This is a genomic window from Pseudomonas sp. JC1203 (assembly GCF_056175065.1).
This window is the reverse complement of the sequence record NZ_JBWCAM010000005.1, coordinates 312,015-328,036: the sequence shown is the minus strand read 5'-3', so window position 1 is coordinate 328,036 and position 16,022 is coordinate 312,015. Positions and strand designations below refer to the sequence as shown.

Annotated in this window: 14 protein-coding genes; 7 read left to right on the top strand and 7 right to left on the bottom strand. The window is 65.1% G+C overall.

Annotated features, from left to right (window positions below):
* Together AC0SZ7_RS10670 and AC0SZ7_RS10665 are read left to right on the top strand one after the other, a co-directional pair.
* The coding region (locus tag AC0SZ7_RS10670) for an IS3 family transposase (protein WP_475504378.1) at positions 1-98 on the top strand (98 nt) is incomplete at its 5' end.
* 374 nt (positions 99-472) lie between these two features.
* Entirely contained in the window at positions 473-1,426 is a 954-nt protein-coding gene (locus tag AC0SZ7_RS10665; protein ID WP_475504369.1) for a GlxA family transcriptional regulator, read from the top strand.
* A 2-nt stretch (positions 1,427-1,428) separates the two neighbouring features.
* On the opposite strand, the gene AC0SZ7_RS10660 is transcribed toward AC0SZ7_RS10665, so the two are convergent.
* The gene (locus AC0SZ7_RS10660; RefSeq protein WP_475504368.1) at positions 1,429-2,352 is read right to left on the bottom strand and encodes a LysR family transcriptional regulator; all 924 of its coding nucleotides are present in this window, start codon (positions 2,350-2,352) and stop codon (positions 1,429-1,431) included.
* Between the two features lie 190 nt (positions 2,353-2,542).
* On the opposite strand from AC0SZ7_RS10660, the gene AC0SZ7_RS10655 reads away from it, so the two are divergent.
* The 4 genes from AC0SZ7_RS10655 to AC0SZ7_RS10640 all read left to right on the top strand — a co-directional run bounded on the left by AC0SZ7_RS10655 (position 2,543) and on the right by AC0SZ7_RS10640 (position 7,028).
* Entirely contained in the window at positions 2,543-3,979 is a 1,437-nt protein-coding gene (locus tag AC0SZ7_RS10655; RefSeq protein ID WP_475504367.1) for an NAD-dependent succinate-semialdehyde dehydrogenase, read from the top strand.
* Between the two features lie 10 nt (positions 3,980-3,989).
* On the top strand, positions 3,990-4,991 hold the full coding sequence (locus AC0SZ7_RS10650) for an NAD(P)H-quinone oxidoreductase (RefSeq protein WP_475504366.1): 1,002 nt from the start codon (positions 3,990-3,992) through the stop codon (positions 4,989-4,991).
* Between the two features lie 306 nt (positions 4,992-5,297).
* Positions 5,298-6,203 carry a glycosyltransferase family 2 protein gene (locus AC0SZ7_RS10645; protein ID WP_475504365.1) on the top strand — a complete coding sequence of 302 codons (906 nt, stop codon included), beginning with the start codon at positions 5,298-5,300 and terminating at the stop codon, positions 6,201-6,203.
* A gap of 21 nt (positions 6,204-6,224) precedes the next feature.
* Positions 6,225-7,028: a WbqC family protein gene (locus tag AC0SZ7_RS10640; protein ID WP_475504364.1), complete on the top strand. Its 804-nt coding sequence runs from the start codon at positions 6,225-6,227 to the stop codon at positions 7,026-7,028.
* On the opposite strand, the gene AC0SZ7_RS10635 is transcribed toward AC0SZ7_RS10640, so the two are convergent.
* The 5 genes from AC0SZ7_RS10635 to AC0SZ7_RS10615 form a co-directional block, all read right to left on the bottom strand.
* Entirely contained in the window at positions 7,025-7,504 is a 480-nt protein-coding gene (locus AC0SZ7_RS10635; RefSeq protein ID WP_475504377.1) for a flavin reductase, read from the bottom strand. The genes AC0SZ7_RS10640 and AC0SZ7_RS10635 overlap by 4 nt on opposite strands.
* Before the next feature lie 25 nt (positions 7,505-7,529).
* A complete protein-coding gene (locus AC0SZ7_RS10630) occupies positions 7,530-8,744 on the bottom strand; it encodes an MFS transporter (RefSeq protein ID WP_475504363.1) in 1,215 nt (404 codons plus the stop codon).
* Complete coding sequence (locus AC0SZ7_RS10625; protein ID WP_475504362.1) at positions 8,741-9,784, bottom strand: zinc-binding dehydrogenase; 1,044 nt, start codon at positions 9,782-9,784, stop codon at positions 8,741-8,743. The genes AC0SZ7_RS10630 and AC0SZ7_RS10625 overlap by 4 nt, the downstream gene beginning before the upstream one ends.
* Before the next feature lie 194 nt (positions 9,785-9,978).
* A complete protein-coding gene (locus AC0SZ7_RS10620; RefSeq protein WP_475504361.1) occupies positions 9,979-11,208 on the bottom strand; it encodes an MFS transporter in 1,230 nt (409 codons plus the stop codon).
* Between the two features lie 9 nt (positions 11,209-11,217).
* The gene (locus AC0SZ7_RS10615; RefSeq protein ID WP_475504360.1) at positions 11,218-13,242 is read right to left on the bottom strand and encodes a TonB-dependent receptor; all 2,025 of its coding nucleotides are present in this window, start codon (positions 13,240-13,242) and stop codon (positions 11,218-11,220) included.
* 157 nt (positions 13,243-13,399) lie between these two features.
* Between AC0SZ7_RS10615 and AC0SZ7_RS10610 the strand changes: the two genes are divergently transcribed.
* On the top strand, positions 13,400-14,335 hold the full coding sequence (locus AC0SZ7_RS10610) for a helix-turn-helix transcriptional regulator (RefSeq protein ID WP_475504359.1): 936 nt from the start codon (positions 13,400-13,402) through the stop codon (positions 14,333-14,335).
* A 337-nt stretch (positions 14,336-14,672) separates the two neighbouring features.
* Here the strand turns inward: AC0SZ7_RS10610 and dctA are convergent, their stop codons facing one another.
* Positions 14,673-15,968, bottom strand: coding sequence for a C4-dicarboxylate transporter DctA (gene dctA / locus AC0SZ7_RS10605; protein ID WP_475504358.1), 1,296 nt, complete (start codon positions 15,966-15,968; stop codon positions 14,673-14,675).
* Positions 15,969-16,022: the final 54 nt, after the last annotated feature.

Genomic DNA, 16,022 nt, shown 5'->3' with positions numbered 1-16,022 from the left:
TAGAGAGCTACATCGCCTACTACAACCAGGAACGCATAAGCCTCAGATTGAATGGCTTGAGTCCGGTACAATTTCGGACCCAAGCACGGAAACACTAACCCTTGTCCAACATTAGGGGGTCAGTTCAACGCCGACTCACTTTTTGTCAAACGCCACAAAAAGTAAGCAAAAAAGGCTTGCCCCTGCTTGGGCCCTCCGCTGCGCTACGGGTCCCCTCCTTCCGGCGCCGATCAACGGGCAGACGGCACCCGCTAACAAAGCGGGCGGGCTACCGTCTCTTCGGCCTGCGGCCTCGGCCCTTCGGGCAGCCCGTTGATCGACGCCTCCAGTCGGCCCGGGCGCTTTACGGGGCATACAATCAAGATCAAAAGCAAAATCAAAAGCCAGATCAAAAGCCAGATCAAAGGCCTCACGGAATCGAAGTCAAAAGCAGACGTGTGCGTTGGCACACTTATTTGGGACACCGCTCACCATGACCACCATCGCCCTCCTCATCTACCCCGGTTTCCAAATCCTCGGCCTCGCCGTCTCCACCGTCTTCGAAACCGCCAACGACCTCCACGGCCCGCACTACCACCTCACCCTGCTCTCCGAACACGGCGGCATCGTGCCCTCCTCCCTGGGCTTCGGCATCCAGACCGACACCTTCAAGGACACCCGCCACGACACCCTCATCGTCATCGGCAACAACCACGTCGACGACGCCCCACCCGCCCTGCTGGACTACCTGCGCACCGCGGCGCACCAGTCCCGGCGCATCACCGCCGTGTGCACCGGCGCCTTCGTGGTGGCTGCCGCCGGCCTGCTGCAGGGCCGCCGGGCCACCACTCATTGGGCCCACGCCCGGGCGTTCCGCAGTGCCTACCCCGGCGTGCAGATGGACGAGGACCGGATTTTCGTCATCGACGGCAATGTCTGGACCTCGGCTGGCATGACCGCCGGCCTCGACCTGGCCCTGGCCATTGTCGAGCAGGACCTGGGCACTGCGGTGGCCAGGCAGGTGGCGAAGAAGCTGGTGGTACACCACCGGCGCTCGGGCGGCCAGTCGCAGTTTTCCGCGCTGCTGGACATGGACCCCAAGACCGACCGTATCCAGGGCGCGCTGCTGTATGCCCGCGAACACCTGGCGACCGACCTGTCAGTCGACACCCTGGCCGACGTCGCGCACCTGAGCCCCCGGCAGTTCAGCCGGCTGTTCCGCGAAGAGACCGGCCAGTCGCCGGCCAAGGCCATCGAGCACCTGCGCGTGGAAGCCGCGCGCATCATGATGGAAGCGGGCCGCCATTCCCTCGACGTCATCGCCCGGGAATGCGGCTTTGGTGACCGCGAACGCATGCGCCGGGCGTTTCTGCGCGCCTTCGGGCAGTCGCCCCAGGCGATCAAGCGGGTGACCGAGACGCAGCTGGCGAGTTTTCCTCCGGCCTGAGGTCAGCCAAGACTGGTCGCGTGATGCTCCAGCGCCGCCCCCACCTGCTCTCTCAACACCTCGACAAAGCGCTTGATCTTGGCGTCCACGAACTGCCGCGAGGTGTACACCGCATACACCCCACGCTCATCGGTGCGGTAGCCTGGCAACACCCGCACCAGCCTTCCGGCCTGCAGGTCATCGAACGCCGCGAAGCCCGCCAGCAGGCCGATGCCGGCGCCGTCGCGCAGGGCCACGGCCATGGCTTCCATGTCATTCACGCTCAGGTGCGGGCCCATGGGGTTGAAGGTGGCGCTGCCAGCGGCACTGCGCAGCTGCCACTCATCCGGCGCGTAGTCCACGGTGCCCAGGCGTACGCAGGCGTGCTCGGCGAGGTCTTCGGGCACCTGCGGCGCGGGGTGGCGCGCCAGGTATTCGGGGGACGCAGCCAGCACGCAGTAACTGACGCCGATCTGCTGGCACACGTACGCTGAGTCCGGCAGGGTGCGGGCAATCACGATGGACAGGTCGAGCTGGTCTTCCAGCAGGTTGGGCATGCGCTGGGACAACAGCAGCTCCACGCTGGCCTCGGGGAACTGCGCGCGGTAGGCCAGCGCCGCGCGGGTCACCAGGTGGCGCGCAAGGCCCGGCACGCAATGCACGCGCAAGGTGCCGCGCGGCTCGTGAAGCCGGTCACGGGCTTCGGCTTCGGCGTTCTCCAGGTCGGCCAGGATTGCCGTGCAGCGCTCGTAGAAGCGCCGGCCGGCATCGGTCACGCTCAACCGCCGGGTGCTGCGGTGCAGCAGCTTGGTGTCCAGCGACTCTTCCAGCCCGGAAACCGCGCGCGAAACGTTGTTCACCGTGGTGTCGAGAAAGTTGGCCACCGCCGTGAAGCTGCCCATTTCCACTACTTTGCTGAACACGGCCATGTTGGCGAGCTTGTCCATTGCACCTACTCCGCTGGCTAGTGCTGCGCATCATCGGCCCGAACCGCGGCACGGGCAAGCCAGCCACGCACTTTCCCTCCGGGTGGAAGATTGATTCCCTTTTGCCCGGCTTAATCCGCCGGGCCCGCCTTCATAGACTTGCTTCCCATCAGCGCTGCACGGCGCTTTCCCAAGCGAACGAAGGTGATTCATGAACGCATCCTACCCCCCGCTCTACCTGTTCATCGACGGTCAATGGCTGAGCGCCGGCGACCGCGCCACTGCGCCAGTGGTCAACCCGGCCACCCTGGCGGAAATCGGCCGTGTGCCGCTGGCCACCGCCGCCGACCTGGACCACGCCCTGGCCGTGACCGCCAAGGCGTTCGAGGTGTGGCGGCACACCGTGCCGGCCGAACGCGCCCGGGTGCTCAAGCGCGCCGCCGAGCTGATCCGTGAGCGCGGCGAAAGCATCGCCACGCAGCTGACCCTGGAAGAAGGCAAGCCCCTGGCCGAAAGCCGCGACGAGGTGCTGCGCGCCGCCGATTACTTTGAGTGGTTCGGTGAAGGCGCCAAGCGTATCGACGGCCGCGTGGTACCGGCCAACCGCCCAGGGGTGCTGCAACTGGTGAAGCGCCAGGCCATCGGCCCGGTGGCAGCGTTCACGCCGTGGAATTTCCCCGCCATCACCCCCGCCCGCAAGCTGTCGGCGGCGCTGGCCGCAGGCTGCAGCGTGATCATCAAGCCGGGTGAGGAAAGCCCCGCCACCGCCCTGGCCCTGGCACGGGCGCTGGACGATGCAGGGTTGCCCAAGGGCGTGTTGCAGGTGGTGTTCGGGGTGCCGGACCAGGTGTCGCAACAGCTGATTGCCTCACCGCTGATTCGCAAGGTCACCTTCACCGGCTCCGTGCCCATTGGCCGGCTGCTGTCGGCGCGCGCGGCCGACGGCGTCAAGCCCATCACCCTGGAGTTGGGCGGCCACGGGCCGGTGCTGGTGTTCAACGATGCCGAGGTGGAAAAGGCTGCGGTGGAAGGCGCTGCCAATCGCTTCCGTGGCACCGGCCAGGTGTGTATTTCGTCCACCCGCTTCCTGGTTCAGCGCGAAGTGTACGAACACTTCGCTACCCACTTCGTCAACGCCACACGCGCACTGAAAGTCGGCGACGGCCTGCAGCCGGGGGTGCAGGTAGGCCCGCTGGCCAACGCCCGCCAGCTGGAAAAAATGCAGCTGTTGGTGGCCGATGCCGTGGCCTGCGGCGCACGGCTGCTTACCGGCGGAAAACGCCTGGAGGGCGACGGCTACTTCTTCGAACCCACGGTGCTGGCCGACGTGCCCATGAGCGCGCGCATCCTGCATGAAGAACCGTTCGGCCCCATCGCCGTGCTGATGCCCTTCGACACCCTGGCCGACGGCCTGGCGGAGGCCAACCGCCTGCCGTACGGGTTGTCCGCCTATGCCTTCACCAGCAACGCCCGCACCGCCATTGACGTGGCCGACGGCCTTGAGGCCGGCATGATCGGCATCAACCAGTACCGCATTGTCGCCACCGAACTGCCCTTCGGCGGCCTGAAGGAAAGCGGCCACGGTTCCGAAGGCGGCACCGAAGGCATCGAGCATTACCTGACCAACAAATTCATCAGCCAAATCTGAGGCCACATTCATGAAAGCCATCGAATTCGACGTGTTCGGCGACGCCGACGTACTCCACCTGTCCGACGTGCCTGCACCCCAGGTGCGCCCTACCGACCTGCTGGTGCGGGTGCGGGCCGCCGGCGTCAACCGGGCCGACCTTACCCACCGCAAGGGCGGCTATGGCCGGCCCAACTTCGGCGACTCTACCCTCATGGGCCTGGAAATAGCCGGCGAGGTGATCGAGACCGGCAGCCAGGTCCTCGGTTTCAAAACCGGCGACCGCGTCATGGGCGTGGTGGGGGGCGGCGCTTATGCCGAACTGGCGCGCATCGACTACCGCATGGCCATGCCAGTGCCGGCGCAGCTGGATTATGTGCACGCGGCGGCCATCCCCGAAGTGTTCGTCACCGCCCACGAAGCCCTCCTGCACCTGGGGCGCCTCAAGGCCGGCGACTCGGTGCTGGTTCATGCCGCCGCTGGTGGCGTGGGCTCGGCCGCCGTGCAACTGGCCCATGCCACCGGCGCCACCGTCTACGCCACCACCGAGGCTGGTAAACGGGCGCGGGTGGAGCAACTGGGCGCAGCAGTGGCCATTGACTACAAGGCCGAGGACTTCGCCACAGTCATCGCCAGCAAGACCGACGGGCGCGGCGTGGACGTGATCATTGACTTTATCGGCGCGCCTTATTTCACCCGCAACCTGGCGTCGCTGGCCAATGGCGGCCGGTTGGTGCAGGTGGGGATCCTGGGCGGTGGCGGTGCGGTGAGCGTCGAGCTTGAACAGATTCTGTACCGCCACCTGCAAATCATGGGCACGGTGATGAAGTCGCGCAGCCAGCCAGAGAAGCACGCCATGATCCAGCGCTTCAGCGCCCATTGGCTGGAGCGCTTCGCCGGCAGTGGCGGCCTGCAGCCGGTGGTCGACAGCACGTACCCGCTGGCCCGGGCCGCCGACGCCCACCGGCGCATGGAGTCATCGGCAAACGTTGGCAAGATCATCCTGACCCTGGCCACAAAGGACCTGATTTAAAACATTGCAGCCCCACGCCACTCACCGACCAAATAATCACGCCAATGATCGGGCGAGGTTTAAAGCGCCAGAACTTCAGCGTCGCCCGATCACGGTTTTTTTGACACTTTCCACCCACCAGCAAGTTGTAAGCATACTACCGATCGCCGCGTATCGTAAAAGTTACAAAACGCCGTTACATCCGGTTGACAGGCACACCCTCTTCGACGATACCTATACGCACACAACGCTGAACGAGGCCTGAACAATGGCAGGTCATATAATGCGAACGTCTTATCACTTCCCTGATATCCGAGCAGCCGAGCCATGAATAACAAGACCCCTGCCCCGCTCGTCAGTATTGTTTGCCCCACTTATAACCATGAAGCTTTTATTACCAGGACACTGGACAGCTTCCTCGTCCAAAACACCAACTTCCCCATTGAAGTACTGGTTCACGATGACGCCTCCACCGACGGCACTGCGCGCATACTGGCTGATTATGCCGCGCGCTACCCAGGCGTAATCCGGCCGTTCTACCAGACAGTGAACCAATTCCAGCAAGGCAAGGAATGCATCCCGGAAATATTCAAGGAAGCACGCGGCCGCTATATCGCCTACTGCGAAGGCGACGATTATTGGACCGACCCTGCGAAGCTGCAACTCCAGGCCGATTTCCTCGAAAGCCACCCCGATTACGTGCTCACCTACCACGACGCCATGGCCTTCGATAGCAACGGTGAGCGCGGCCTGCAGCTGCAGGGCAAGCTGCGTGCCGATGCCAGTGCCCTGGAACTGCAGAAGGGCCGCCAGCTCTCGACCCTCACTGTGTGCTTCCGCAATGTGTTCCATGAAATGCCGCGGGAACTGCTGGGCGCACCGCTTAGCGACATGTGCTGGTGGTCGTTGCTGGGGGCCCACGGCAAGGGCAAGTTCCTGGCGCAGATCAGGCCTGCCGCCTACCGCGTGCACCCCGGCGGCATTTTTTCCATGCGCTCGGAAAAGCGCAAGTTGCACATGAGCCTGCAAACCTGCCAGGCACTCGCCAACTATTACTTCCGCCTGGGCAACCAGGCGCTGTACGAACACTACTTGACCGAAGTCTTCACCCAGTCCCTCGCTGCCATTTCGCCGATGCAGAAACTTCAAGCATTGATGCTGCTCGGTCGCAATATTGGCATCAACCTATTCAAACGCATCTCTGCCCCCTCCACCCGCACAGCGAACATGTAACAAATTTATAAGGACTCGACAATGCTTACCACCATCGCCATGATGCAGCCTTACTTATTCCCTTATTTCGGCTACTTCCAATTAATTGCCGCAGCCGATGCATTCGTTCTGGGCGATGACTTGCAGTACATCAAGTCAGGTTGGGTCAACCGCAACAACATACTGGTCGGCGGTGAGCCGCGCTTGCTGACCTTTCCGCTGAAACGTGACAGCTTCGAACTGGCAATCAATCAGCGCCAGACGAGTGACAACTTCCCGGATGAAGCGCAACGGCTGCTGAACGTCATTCGCAGCAGTTACAGCAAGGCCCCCTGCTTCGCCCAGGTGATGCCGCTGCTGGAGGCCATGATTCGCAACCCGGAGCGCAACCTGGCGCGCTACATCGAACACACGCTCAAGGAGCTCTGTGCCTACCTGGGCATCCACACGCCGATTTTTCGCGCCTCGGACTTGCAGCTGACAGAGCCCCTGGACAAACAGGACAGGGTCATCCGCACCGCCAAGCAGTTTGGCGCCCAGCGCTGCATCAACCCCATGGGCGGCAGCGCGCTCTACGACCATCAATACTTCGCCGAGCATGGCCTGGAGTTGAAGTTCTTCAGCATGGACGCCATCACCTATCGCCAGTTCAAGGGCCCCTTCGTCGCCAACCTGTCGATCATTGATGTGCTGATGTTCAACAGCGTCGCCGAGCTGCAGGCGCTGCTGCCGCGCTACTCGCTGCACACCGCCGACCGCGCCGACCGGCGCGTGGCGGTGCTTGACTGGCAGCAGCAGGACCGGCGCACGCCTGCCCAGCTGCTGCAGGTTGCGCCTGGAGCCTAGCCTAGCCGGTGGTAGGCGCGGTTGAAGTACACCAGCCCCTGCCCCGCACCGCCTTGGCGGATACCGTGCAGGGTGCAGTAGAACACGCTGTGGGTGCCCACCTCATGCACCTGGGCAATGCGGCAGTCGAAACTCACCAGCGCTTCGTCCAACACCGGCGCACCGCTTTTCAGGGTGCTCCAGGCGGTGGCGGCGAAGCGTTGTTCCATGCTCAGGCGGCGGTCGGTAAAAGTGGCCGACAGCGCCTGGTGGGCGCCGGCCAGCACGTTCACGCACACCGCGCCGTTGGCCTTGAACGGCGCATTGGCCTGGGATGCGCGGTTCATGCACACCAGCAGCGTGGGTGGCGTGTCGGTGACGCTGCACACCGCCGACGCCGTGAAGCCATGGCGCCCCGCCGCGCCATCGGTGGTGATGACCGACACGGCGCCCCCCAGCATTGCCATTGCATCGCGAAAGCTGCTTGCATCCACCATGCTCATGCCTCCCTCGTTGGCGTGCTCAAACCTTGACGTCGCGGCCGGCCGGCAATGCCACCACCAGCTCAAGCAACAGAATGCCCGCCAGGATCAGCACCGGCAGGTTCCAGTCGCCGGTACGCTGGTAGAGCGCGCCGATCAACAACGGCCCTGCCACTGCAATCAGGTAACCCACGGTCTGCGCCATGGCGGAGATGCGCGTGGCGGTATCGATGCTGGCCGCCTTGCCGACGAACAGGAAGGTGCCCAGCGACAGCCCCGCGCCCTGGCCAAACCCCAACAGGCAGGCCCACAGCAGCACGCTGCCCACCGGCATGTACAGCAGCCCCAGGGTGCCGGCCAGGCACAGCAACACCGTGAGCACGATATGCGGCCGTTGATCCCGACTGCGCGCGGCCACCAATGGCGTGACGAAGCTCGCCACCATCAGGCAGACCTGGGACAGCGAGAACACCAGCGCTGCCTCGGCCAGCGTGGTGCCGCGGTCCTTGAGCAACGTGGGCATCCACGGCAGGAACACGAACAGGTTGAGCACCTGCAGGCCGAAGAACAAGGTGATCGCCCAGGCCGTGCGATCGCGGTAGACGTTGACCGGCGCGCTGGCGTGCACGCCATGGCCAGCAGCGGCTGCCTTGTGACGCAGCTGCGGCAGCCATACCAGCAGCGCCAGCAGCGCCGGCACTGCCCATAGCCCCAGGGATACAAAGGCCCCGGGCTGGCCTGCACCCAAGGCTTGCGACAGCGGCAGCGACACACTGGCCCCCAGCACCGCCCCGGCACCGAGCATCAGCGCATACACGCCCATGACCATGCCCATGCGCTGGGGGCCGAAGCGCTTGCGGGCCAGGGCCGGCATGATCACGTTCATTACCGCGATGCCGGCACTGCCCAGCACCGTGCCGGCGATCAGCGCCAGCTCGCCGAAACCGCGCAAGCCGCAGCCCAGCACCAACAAGGCCAGGGCGCCGAACAGGGCGCGTTCCTCGCCCAGCCAATGGCGCAGTTTGACCCCGGGTATGGAAAAAAGCCCCAGCAGCGCCAGTGGCAAGGTGGTCACCAGCAGCGTCGAGCTGAAGCCCAGCTGCAGGGTCTCCAGCAGCGGCCCGACGGTGGCGAAAATCAGCCGCAGGTTCAGCGACACCAGAATGAAGCCCGCCCACAGCAGCCATGACTGCGCCGCCGGTGCGGCAATGGCTGGCGCCGCGTTATCGGAAATACCCATGACTTTGCTGTTCATAGCGCTGCAAGCTCCACCATGACCAGCCCCTTGAGCCGCCCGGCACAGGCTTCCTGCAACGCCAGGGGGGCGTTGTCCAGGCCCTTTACCAAGGTATGCGCCAGCTGGATTCGGCCTTCGCGCTGCCACGCCTGCGCCTGCTGCAACCAGGCATCGAACAGCGTCGGCGCATGCTCGTCGGCGCTGAAACCACGCACGGTCACGCCCTTGAGAATCAGCTGGAAAGTGTCCACCTCCACCAATGCCTTCAGCGTCGCGTTGCGCGGGTTCAACTCCGCCGTCAACGCGCCCAGCAGCACGCAGCGCGCGCCGTGGCGGGTCTGTTCAATGGCCGCCGCCAGCTGCTCGCCGCCGACCATGTCGACGATCACGTCGATACCGTCCGGGGCGGCCACCGCCAGTTGCGTGCGGAAGTCGCCGCCGTCGCGGGTCACCACCGCGTCGTAGCCCAGTGCTTCGCGCATCCACTGGGCCTTCTGCTGGCCGCTGGTGGTGCCTATCACCCGGCCGGCGCCCAACAGGCGGGCAATCTGCCCGGCCATGGAGCCGATGGCGCCGGCGCCGCTGGTCACCAGCACGGTATCGCCGGGGCGCACCTGGGCGCACTCGCGCAGCGCAGCGAAGGCGGTCCAGCCGTGGCCCAGCCAGGCGGCCGGGTCGACGTCGGGGGTGTCGACCCGCTTGCACTGGCCAGCCGGCACCACGGCGTATTCACGCCAGCCCAGCGGGTGCATGACCAGGCTGCCCACGGCCAGGTCGCAGCCGGGGCCCGCCTGCACCACTTCGCCGATGGCGCCGTCGGCCAGGGTGTCACCGGGGTTGAGCGGCGGGAAGGGAATGCCCTTGACCTCCTCAGCGCCCTGCTCCGCCATCAGGCGGGTGGAAATGGACACGCGAAACCAGCGGTTGCGCACCAGCACCTCCCCGGGGCCCAGGGTGCGCGCGGTGGTCTCGACAATGGCAAAATGTTCGGCCTTGAGCTCACCGCTGGTGTGGTCTATCAAAATGACCTCGCGGGACAGGCGGGTGTGTTCAGACATCGGTAATTTCCTTGTTTCACTGGGTAAACGGCATCCGCCGCTGCGGCGCAGACCGCAACGGCAATGCGCCCGAACGCTTCGCGGCCATTATAAAATCCGCGCCCTGCCTGCTTTGGGCGCATGCTTAGGCGATTCGGATTAAGGTTTTGGCAAAACGCACAGGGGTCAGCGCGCCTCCAGGCCCAAGTCGAGGTTTATTCGGTGGGCCGGGCCTGGGGCACAGGCCGCAGTGGTTGGCCGCCGGCCAGCAGCCAGGTCAGCATCAGCGCCAGCCCGGCCAGCAGGCAGGCGAACAGGCCGGTGTAGCCCACGTGGTCGAGCAACACCCCCGCCAGCATCGGCAGCAGCGTGCGGCCAACCACGAACAGGCTGCTCTGGATGCCGTAGTCCAGGGCCGCCAGGCCAGGCCGGGCATGGTCCATCATCAGGCCGAACACCAGCCCGCCCGAGGCGCCCATCATCAGCGCCACCACCAGGGCCGCCACGGTGAGCGCCGTGGCACCCAGGGCCAGGCCGGTGACCAGGGCCATCAAGCCCAGCGCCAGCAAGTTGCAGGCGGCGAACAGCGGTAGCGCCACCTGCGTGCCGCACCGACGTGACACATAACCACCGGCCAGGCTGGCCAGCGCCGCCGCCACGCCACCGCCGACACCGACGATGCGGGCGATGTGCTCCGGTGCGAAACCCTGGTCCAGCATCAGCGGTTTGAGGAACACCCACACGGCGCCAATCAGCGGGTAATACAGCACCAGCAGCAGCGCCCACCGGCGCTGGCCCGGCATGGCGAACCACGCCAGCCACTGGCGGGCGCCAAGGTTGGAAGCCTGGGTAGCTGAGCCATCGAGGGCAGGCTCAGGCAGCCACGGCACCACCAGCACCCCCGACAGCACCACCAGCGCCAGCACTATCAACGGCCATGCCCAGCCCAGTTGGCTGTGCAGCATCAGCATCAGGCCACCGCCGACAATCGCCCCCACCGACACTGCCGCCGAGCGCACCGCGCCGGCCCGCAGGCGCTCGGCCTCTGGCAGCAGGCGGATGGCCAGGGCGTTGATAGGCAGGTCGGCGCAGGTGCCCAACAGGCTCACCAGCATGGCCAGGCCGAACAGCACGCCATAAGGCGTGCTGCCCAGGTCATTGGCCGCCAGCACCAGCAGGCTGGCGACGTAGCCCAGGCCCAGCAGCAGCGCCCAGTTGCGGTAGCTGGCGCGGCCCAGCGGCCAGCGCTCCAGCGGCGCCGCCAACTGGAACTTGGCCAGCGCCGGCAGGCCGGTAAGCTGCATCAGGCCGATCTGGGTGCCGCTCCAGCCGTGCTCGCGCATCACCAGCGGCAGGCCGATGAACAGGTAAACCAGCGGCGCGGTCAGCACCAGGTTGAGCCAGCCGAGCAGCAACTGCCGCGGCCACCACGAACGCATCTGCATGTTCACTCCTTATTTGCGCCAGGTCAGCCGCAGGCCGACTTCGCGTGGCGGGCTGTACACCGTGTAATAGCCGGCGTTGTAGCCGACCGCGTCGTAGCGTTTGTTGGCCACATTGTTGGCGTAGGTGGCCACCTCCCAGTCACCCTTGCGGTAGCCGGTCACCAGGTTTACCAGGCCGTAGCCGTTGCGCTCGTAGCGGTTGGCGGGGTCGAGGTAGATTTTGCTGGTGCCCACCACCCCGGCCTGGGCGTACCAGCCGTTGGGCGCGGTATAACGCACGTCGGCGTGACCGGTAAGCTTGGGGGCGAAGTTGTTGTAGTTGCCGGCGTAGCTGGCGGTGCCGTCCTGGAAGCTGTCGTAGGTGGTGCGGTTCCAGGCCAGGCCGCCCAGCAGCTGCCAGCCCTCGGCCAGCAGGTAGTCCAGGTCCAGCTCCACGCCCTTGGCAGTGGCACGTGCGGCGCTGGCGGTGTAGATCAAGCCCATTGCGGGCTGCACCTGCACCTGCATGTTGTCGATCTTCATCAGGTAGGTGTCGATGGTGTAGCGCAGGCGCTGGCCCAGCACCCAGCCCTTGAAGCCGGTTTCATAGCTCCAGATTTCCTCCGGCGCGTACGAGGGGTAGTCCAGGGTGGAGACGAAGACGTTGTAGCCACCCGCCCGCACGCCGCGGCCGGCGGTGATGTACCACTGGTTCTGCGGGTCGAACTGGTACTGCAGGGTGAGCTTGGGCGAGAAATACTCCCAGTCCTCGCTCTTGTGCGTGCCACCGGTGGGGCTGATGGCGGCGGTCATGCGTTCCACCCGGGCGCCGGCCGACAGCGTCCAGGCATCGGTGAGCGGCAGGTTCCAGTTGCTGAACAGCGCCACCGACGAGGTCTTCAGGTTCGCGCGGTAGTCGTAGAAGGCCGGGCTGCGCAGGGTGAAGTTGCGCAGGTCGTTGTCGCCCCGGTCGCCGTACAGCCCCACCAGCCAATCGGCGCGGCCCATCTGGCCTTCCACGCGGAACTCCTGGGACAGGGTGCGCATGTGGTTGTCGCGGCCGATGTACAGGGTCTGCGCCGGGCGGAAGTCGGTGTCCTGCAGCACGTCATCGTGGTAGTCGTTGTAGGCGGTGATAGAGCGCAGGCGCAGCCCCGAGTCCAGCTCGTGGGAGGCGTTGACCGAGAACGTCTGGCCCAGCGAATGGTTCCAGCTGGGCGTGCCCGACGCCACTTTCGCCCGGGGGTCACCGACGTTGCCCCAGCGCGTGGCGCCGTCGTCGTAGTCCTGGCGCACGTAGCGGGCGACTATGTCGGTAGCCTCCGAAGGCGTCCAGCGCAGGCCCATGTTCAGGTCCTGGTGGTCGCGGTCATCGTCCTTGCCGCCGGTGTAGGTGTTGCGGATAAAGCCATCCTGCTTCAGCACCGCGCCCGAAATGCTGCCGTACAAGGTGTCCGCCACCAGCGGCGCGCTGAGGGCGAAGCGCAGCTCGCGCTTGTCGCGGCTGCCGATGTCAGTGGACACCGTGGCGCGGCTTACCTCATCCATCGGCTGGCTGTGGATGGCGATCACCCCCGCCTCGGCGTTGCGGCCATACAGGGTGGATTGCGGGCCGCGCAGCACTTCCACACGGTCAACGTCCAGGAAGCTGTTGTCAAAACCCTGGGCCATCATGGTCGGCACATCGTCCACCAGCATCAGCATGGACGAGGCGTAGGAATGGATGCCGGCGGTGAGGCCGCGCATTACCGGGGCTTCCATGCCGGCCTGGCCGAAGGGCTGGAACGACAGGCCGGGAATGCGCCCTTCCAGTTGTTCGATGGTGGTGATACCGGACTGTTCAATGTCCTGGCCGTCGATGACCGCCACGCTGGCGGGGACTTTTTCCTGAGGCCGGTCAACCTTGTCGGCCGACACGGTCACTGCCGGCAGCACCGTCACAGGGCCGGCTGCGGCCGTGTCCTGGGTACTGCCGGCCAGCGCCGCGGCCGGGTGGGCCAACGCCGACAAGGCAAGGAAAAGGGAGCGGCGCAAGGCGCCGGAGTGGTAGTTCATGCAGTGACCCAAGGCAGTAAGGGGGGCTGATTTGTGTGGTGGCCACTATAGGAAATAAATACGAATACATCTCATTCGTTTCTTAGTCGATACGGATTCTCTGTTTGGCATTTCGGATCCGACACGCCATCATCAGCTGCATTGGAAAGGAGTCACCATGAGCTATCGCTTCACGGCCGCGGATCGGTCGGCGCCCACCCGCGTGGGCAACACCCCCTGGGTGCGCTCGCAGCTGCCCGCCGAGCTGGGCACCTGCTACACCGACCAGTTGCTGTTCGAGGACGGCCTGGCCGTGGTGTACGCCAACTACCACCCACGCCACGACCTGGTGGAAACCAGCACCCAGGAGCGCCAGCGCTCACTGACCGTGGCCGTGGCCCTGGACGGCCAGTCCAGCAGCACCGGGGCCAACGGCCAGCGCTTCGATTTCATTTCAGGGCAAAGCACCATCGCCGCCTACGGCTGCCTGCGCGGCGAGCGCCACTACCCGGCCAACCAGGCCATCCGCCAGGTGCGGCTGATTGCCCAGGAACCGCTGCTGCACAAATACGGCCTGATGGGCCTGCTGGACGGCAGCGGCCAGGGCAGAAACACCCACCACCTGTTCTGCGGCAAGCACGGCGCCGCCACCCAGCGCCTGGCCGAATCGCTGATCCACCTGCACGACCACGCCGGCAGCTTGCTGGACACGCACATCACCGCACTGGGGCTGCTGTCTGAACAGGTGCGGCCCTTCGTGCCGCAGGAAAAAGTGGCCAGCAAAGCCTGCGCGCACGACCAGGACATCATGCAGCGCGCACGCGGCATCCTCATGAGCCAGTACGACCGGCCGTTGACCGTGGGCTACCTGTGTGCGGCCGTGGGCACCAACGAGTTCAAGCTCAAGCAGGGCTTCCGAACGCTGTTCGGCACCAGCCCGCACCGCATGCTCACCGACATCCGCATGGCCAAGGCCTGGGAGTTGCTGGAGACCGGGCTGCAGGTGTCGACGGTGGCGTACAGGGTGGGGTTCGCACACCTGTCCAGCTTCAGCGCAGCGTTCGAGCGCTACTACGGCCGCACCCCAAAATCGGTGCGCCCCGCCACCCCGTAGCAGCGGCCGCAGGCCGCGTCCGGGGCCACGCGGTGCTCCGGCAAGACAGTTGCTGCTACGTCGTCGGGGTACACAGCACCTGTAGCACCAACTGTCTTTGTGGGAGCTGGCTTGCCAGCGAGTTTTTAGGGCCTCAACAGCTCGCTGGCAAGCCAGCTCCCACAACAACGTCGTAGCGGCCGAAGGCCGCGTCCTGGAGCAACCAGGACCGCCGCCGGACGCAGCCTGGCGGCAGCTGCTACGCGAGTGCGTGTACCGCTTAGACCGCGTCGATTGAGTCGCCGCCAAGGCCGGCTCCTGCCACGATGCAGGCAACCTGGTTTCAAGACAGTTGCTGCTACGGGGTTACCGGGGTCGGGACCGGTGGTTTGTTCATCTTGGCTATCTCCTGCTGTGCCTTGGCCAGGTCGAGCGCGCCTTCCCATTTGGCGATGGCCAGGGTGCCGATGCCGTTGCCCAGCAGGTTGGTGACTGCCCGCGCCTCGTTAAGGAAGCGGTCCACCCCCAACAACAGCACCAGGCCCACCAGCGGGATCTGCGGTATCACCGATAGCGTCGCGGCCAGGGTCACGAAACCTGCGCCCGCCACGCCCGCTGACCCCTTGGAGGTCAGCAGCAGCACCCCCAGCACCACCATCTGGTCCGCCAGGGTAAGCGGCGTGTTGGTAGCCTGGGCCACGAAGATCGCCGCCATAGTCAGGTAGATGCAGGTGCCATCGGAATTGAAGGTGTACCCCGTTGGCAGCACCATGCCGACCACCGATTTGCGGCAGCCCAATTTCTCCAGCTTGATCATCATGCGCGGCAGTACTGCTTCGGTAGAACAGGTGCCGAGGGTCACCAGGATTTCGTCCTTGAAGTAGCGCAAGAAGGTCAGCAGCGGTATGCCGGACCAGCGCGCAATGGCGCCCAGCACCACCACGATGAACAGCAGCGTGGTGAGGTACAGCGCCAGCATCAGGTGCCCCAGCGACAGCAACGTGCCGATGCCATATTTGCCGATGGTGAACGCCATGCCCGCCCCCGCACCGATGGGCGCCAGGCGCATGACCATGGCGACGATGCGAAACAGCCCCTGCAACAACAGGTCGATGACGTTGATCAACGGCTGGGCCGGTGCGCCAATCTGCACCAGGGCGATGCCCAGCAGCACCGAGATGAAAATCACCTGCAGCATCGCCCCCTTGGCGAACGCATCGACGAAGGTGGTTGGGATGATGTTCATGAAGAAATTGATCGCGCCGCCCTGCTCGTGGGCCGCCTGGGCATAGCCCTTGATGGCTTCGCCATTGAGCGCGCTGACGTCGATGTTCATGCCCACGCCGGGCTTCATGACGTTGACCACCACCAGGCCAATAACCAGGGCAATGGTGGACACCACCTCGAAATAAAGCAGCGCCTTGCCACCGATACGCCCCACTTCCTTGATGCTGCCCATCTTGGCGATGCCCACCACCACGGTGCCGAAAATGATCGGCGCCAGCAGCATCTTGATGAGTTTGATAAAACCGTCGGCCAGGGGTTGCAGCTTGGCGCCGAAGTCGGGGACCAGGTAACCGATCGCCCCGCCCAGCAGGATGCCGATCAGCACCTGCACGTACAACAGCTTGTACCAGCGCGTGGTCGTGTTCATGGTTGTACCTCAGTGTTGTTTTTGTAGTGAGGACAAGCACGGCCCCGTGCAGGG

Coding starts and splice junctions, on each gene's coding strand:
- AC0SZ7_RS10665 (WP_475504369.1), top strand. CDS start 473: ATGACCACCATCGCCCTCCTCATCTACCCCGGTTTCCAAATCCTCGGC.
- AC0SZ7_RS10660 (WP_475504368.1), bottom strand. CDS start 2,352: ATGGACAAGCTCGCCAACATGGCCGTGTTCAGCAAAGTAGTGGAAATG.
- AC0SZ7_RS10655 (WP_475504367.1), top strand. CDS start 2,543: ATGAACGCATCCTACCCCCCGCTCTACCTGTTCATCGACGGTCAATGG.
- AC0SZ7_RS10650 (WP_475504366.1), top strand. CDS start 3,990: ATGAAAGCCATCGAATTCGACGTGTTCGGCGACGCCGACGTACTCCAC.
- AC0SZ7_RS10645 (WP_475504365.1), top strand. CDS start 5,298: ATGAATAACAAGACCCCTGCCCCGCTCGTCAGTATTGTTTGCCCCACT.
- AC0SZ7_RS10640 (WP_475504364.1), top strand. CDS start 6,225: ATGCTTACCACCATCGCCATGATGCAGCCTTACTTATTCCCTTATTTC.
- AC0SZ7_RS10635 (WP_475504377.1), bottom strand. CDS start 7,504: ATGGTGGATGCAAGCAGCTTTCGCGATGCAATGGCAATGCTGGGGGGC.
- AC0SZ7_RS10630 (WP_475504363.1), bottom strand. CDS start 8,744: ATGAACAGCAAAGTCATGGGTATTTCCGATAACGCGGCGCCAGCCATT.
- AC0SZ7_RS10625 (WP_475504362.1), bottom strand. CDS start 9,784: ATGTCTGAACACACCCGCCTGTCCCGCGAGGTCATTTTGATAGACCAC.
- AC0SZ7_RS10620 (WP_475504361.1), bottom strand. CDS start 11,208: ATGCAGATGCGTTCGTGGTGGCCGCGGCAGTTGCTGCTCGGCTGGCTC.
- AC0SZ7_RS10615 (WP_475504360.1), bottom strand. CDS start 13,242: ATGAACTACCACTCCGGCGCCTTGCGCCGCTCCCTTTTCCTTGCCTTG.
- AC0SZ7_RS10610 (WP_475504359.1), top strand. CDS start 13,400: ATGAGCTATCGCTTCACGGCCGCGGATCGGTCGGCGCCCACCCGCGTG.
- dctA (WP_475504358.1), bottom strand. CDS start 15,968: ATGAACACGACCACGCGCTGGTACAAGCTGTTGTACGTGCAGGTGCTG.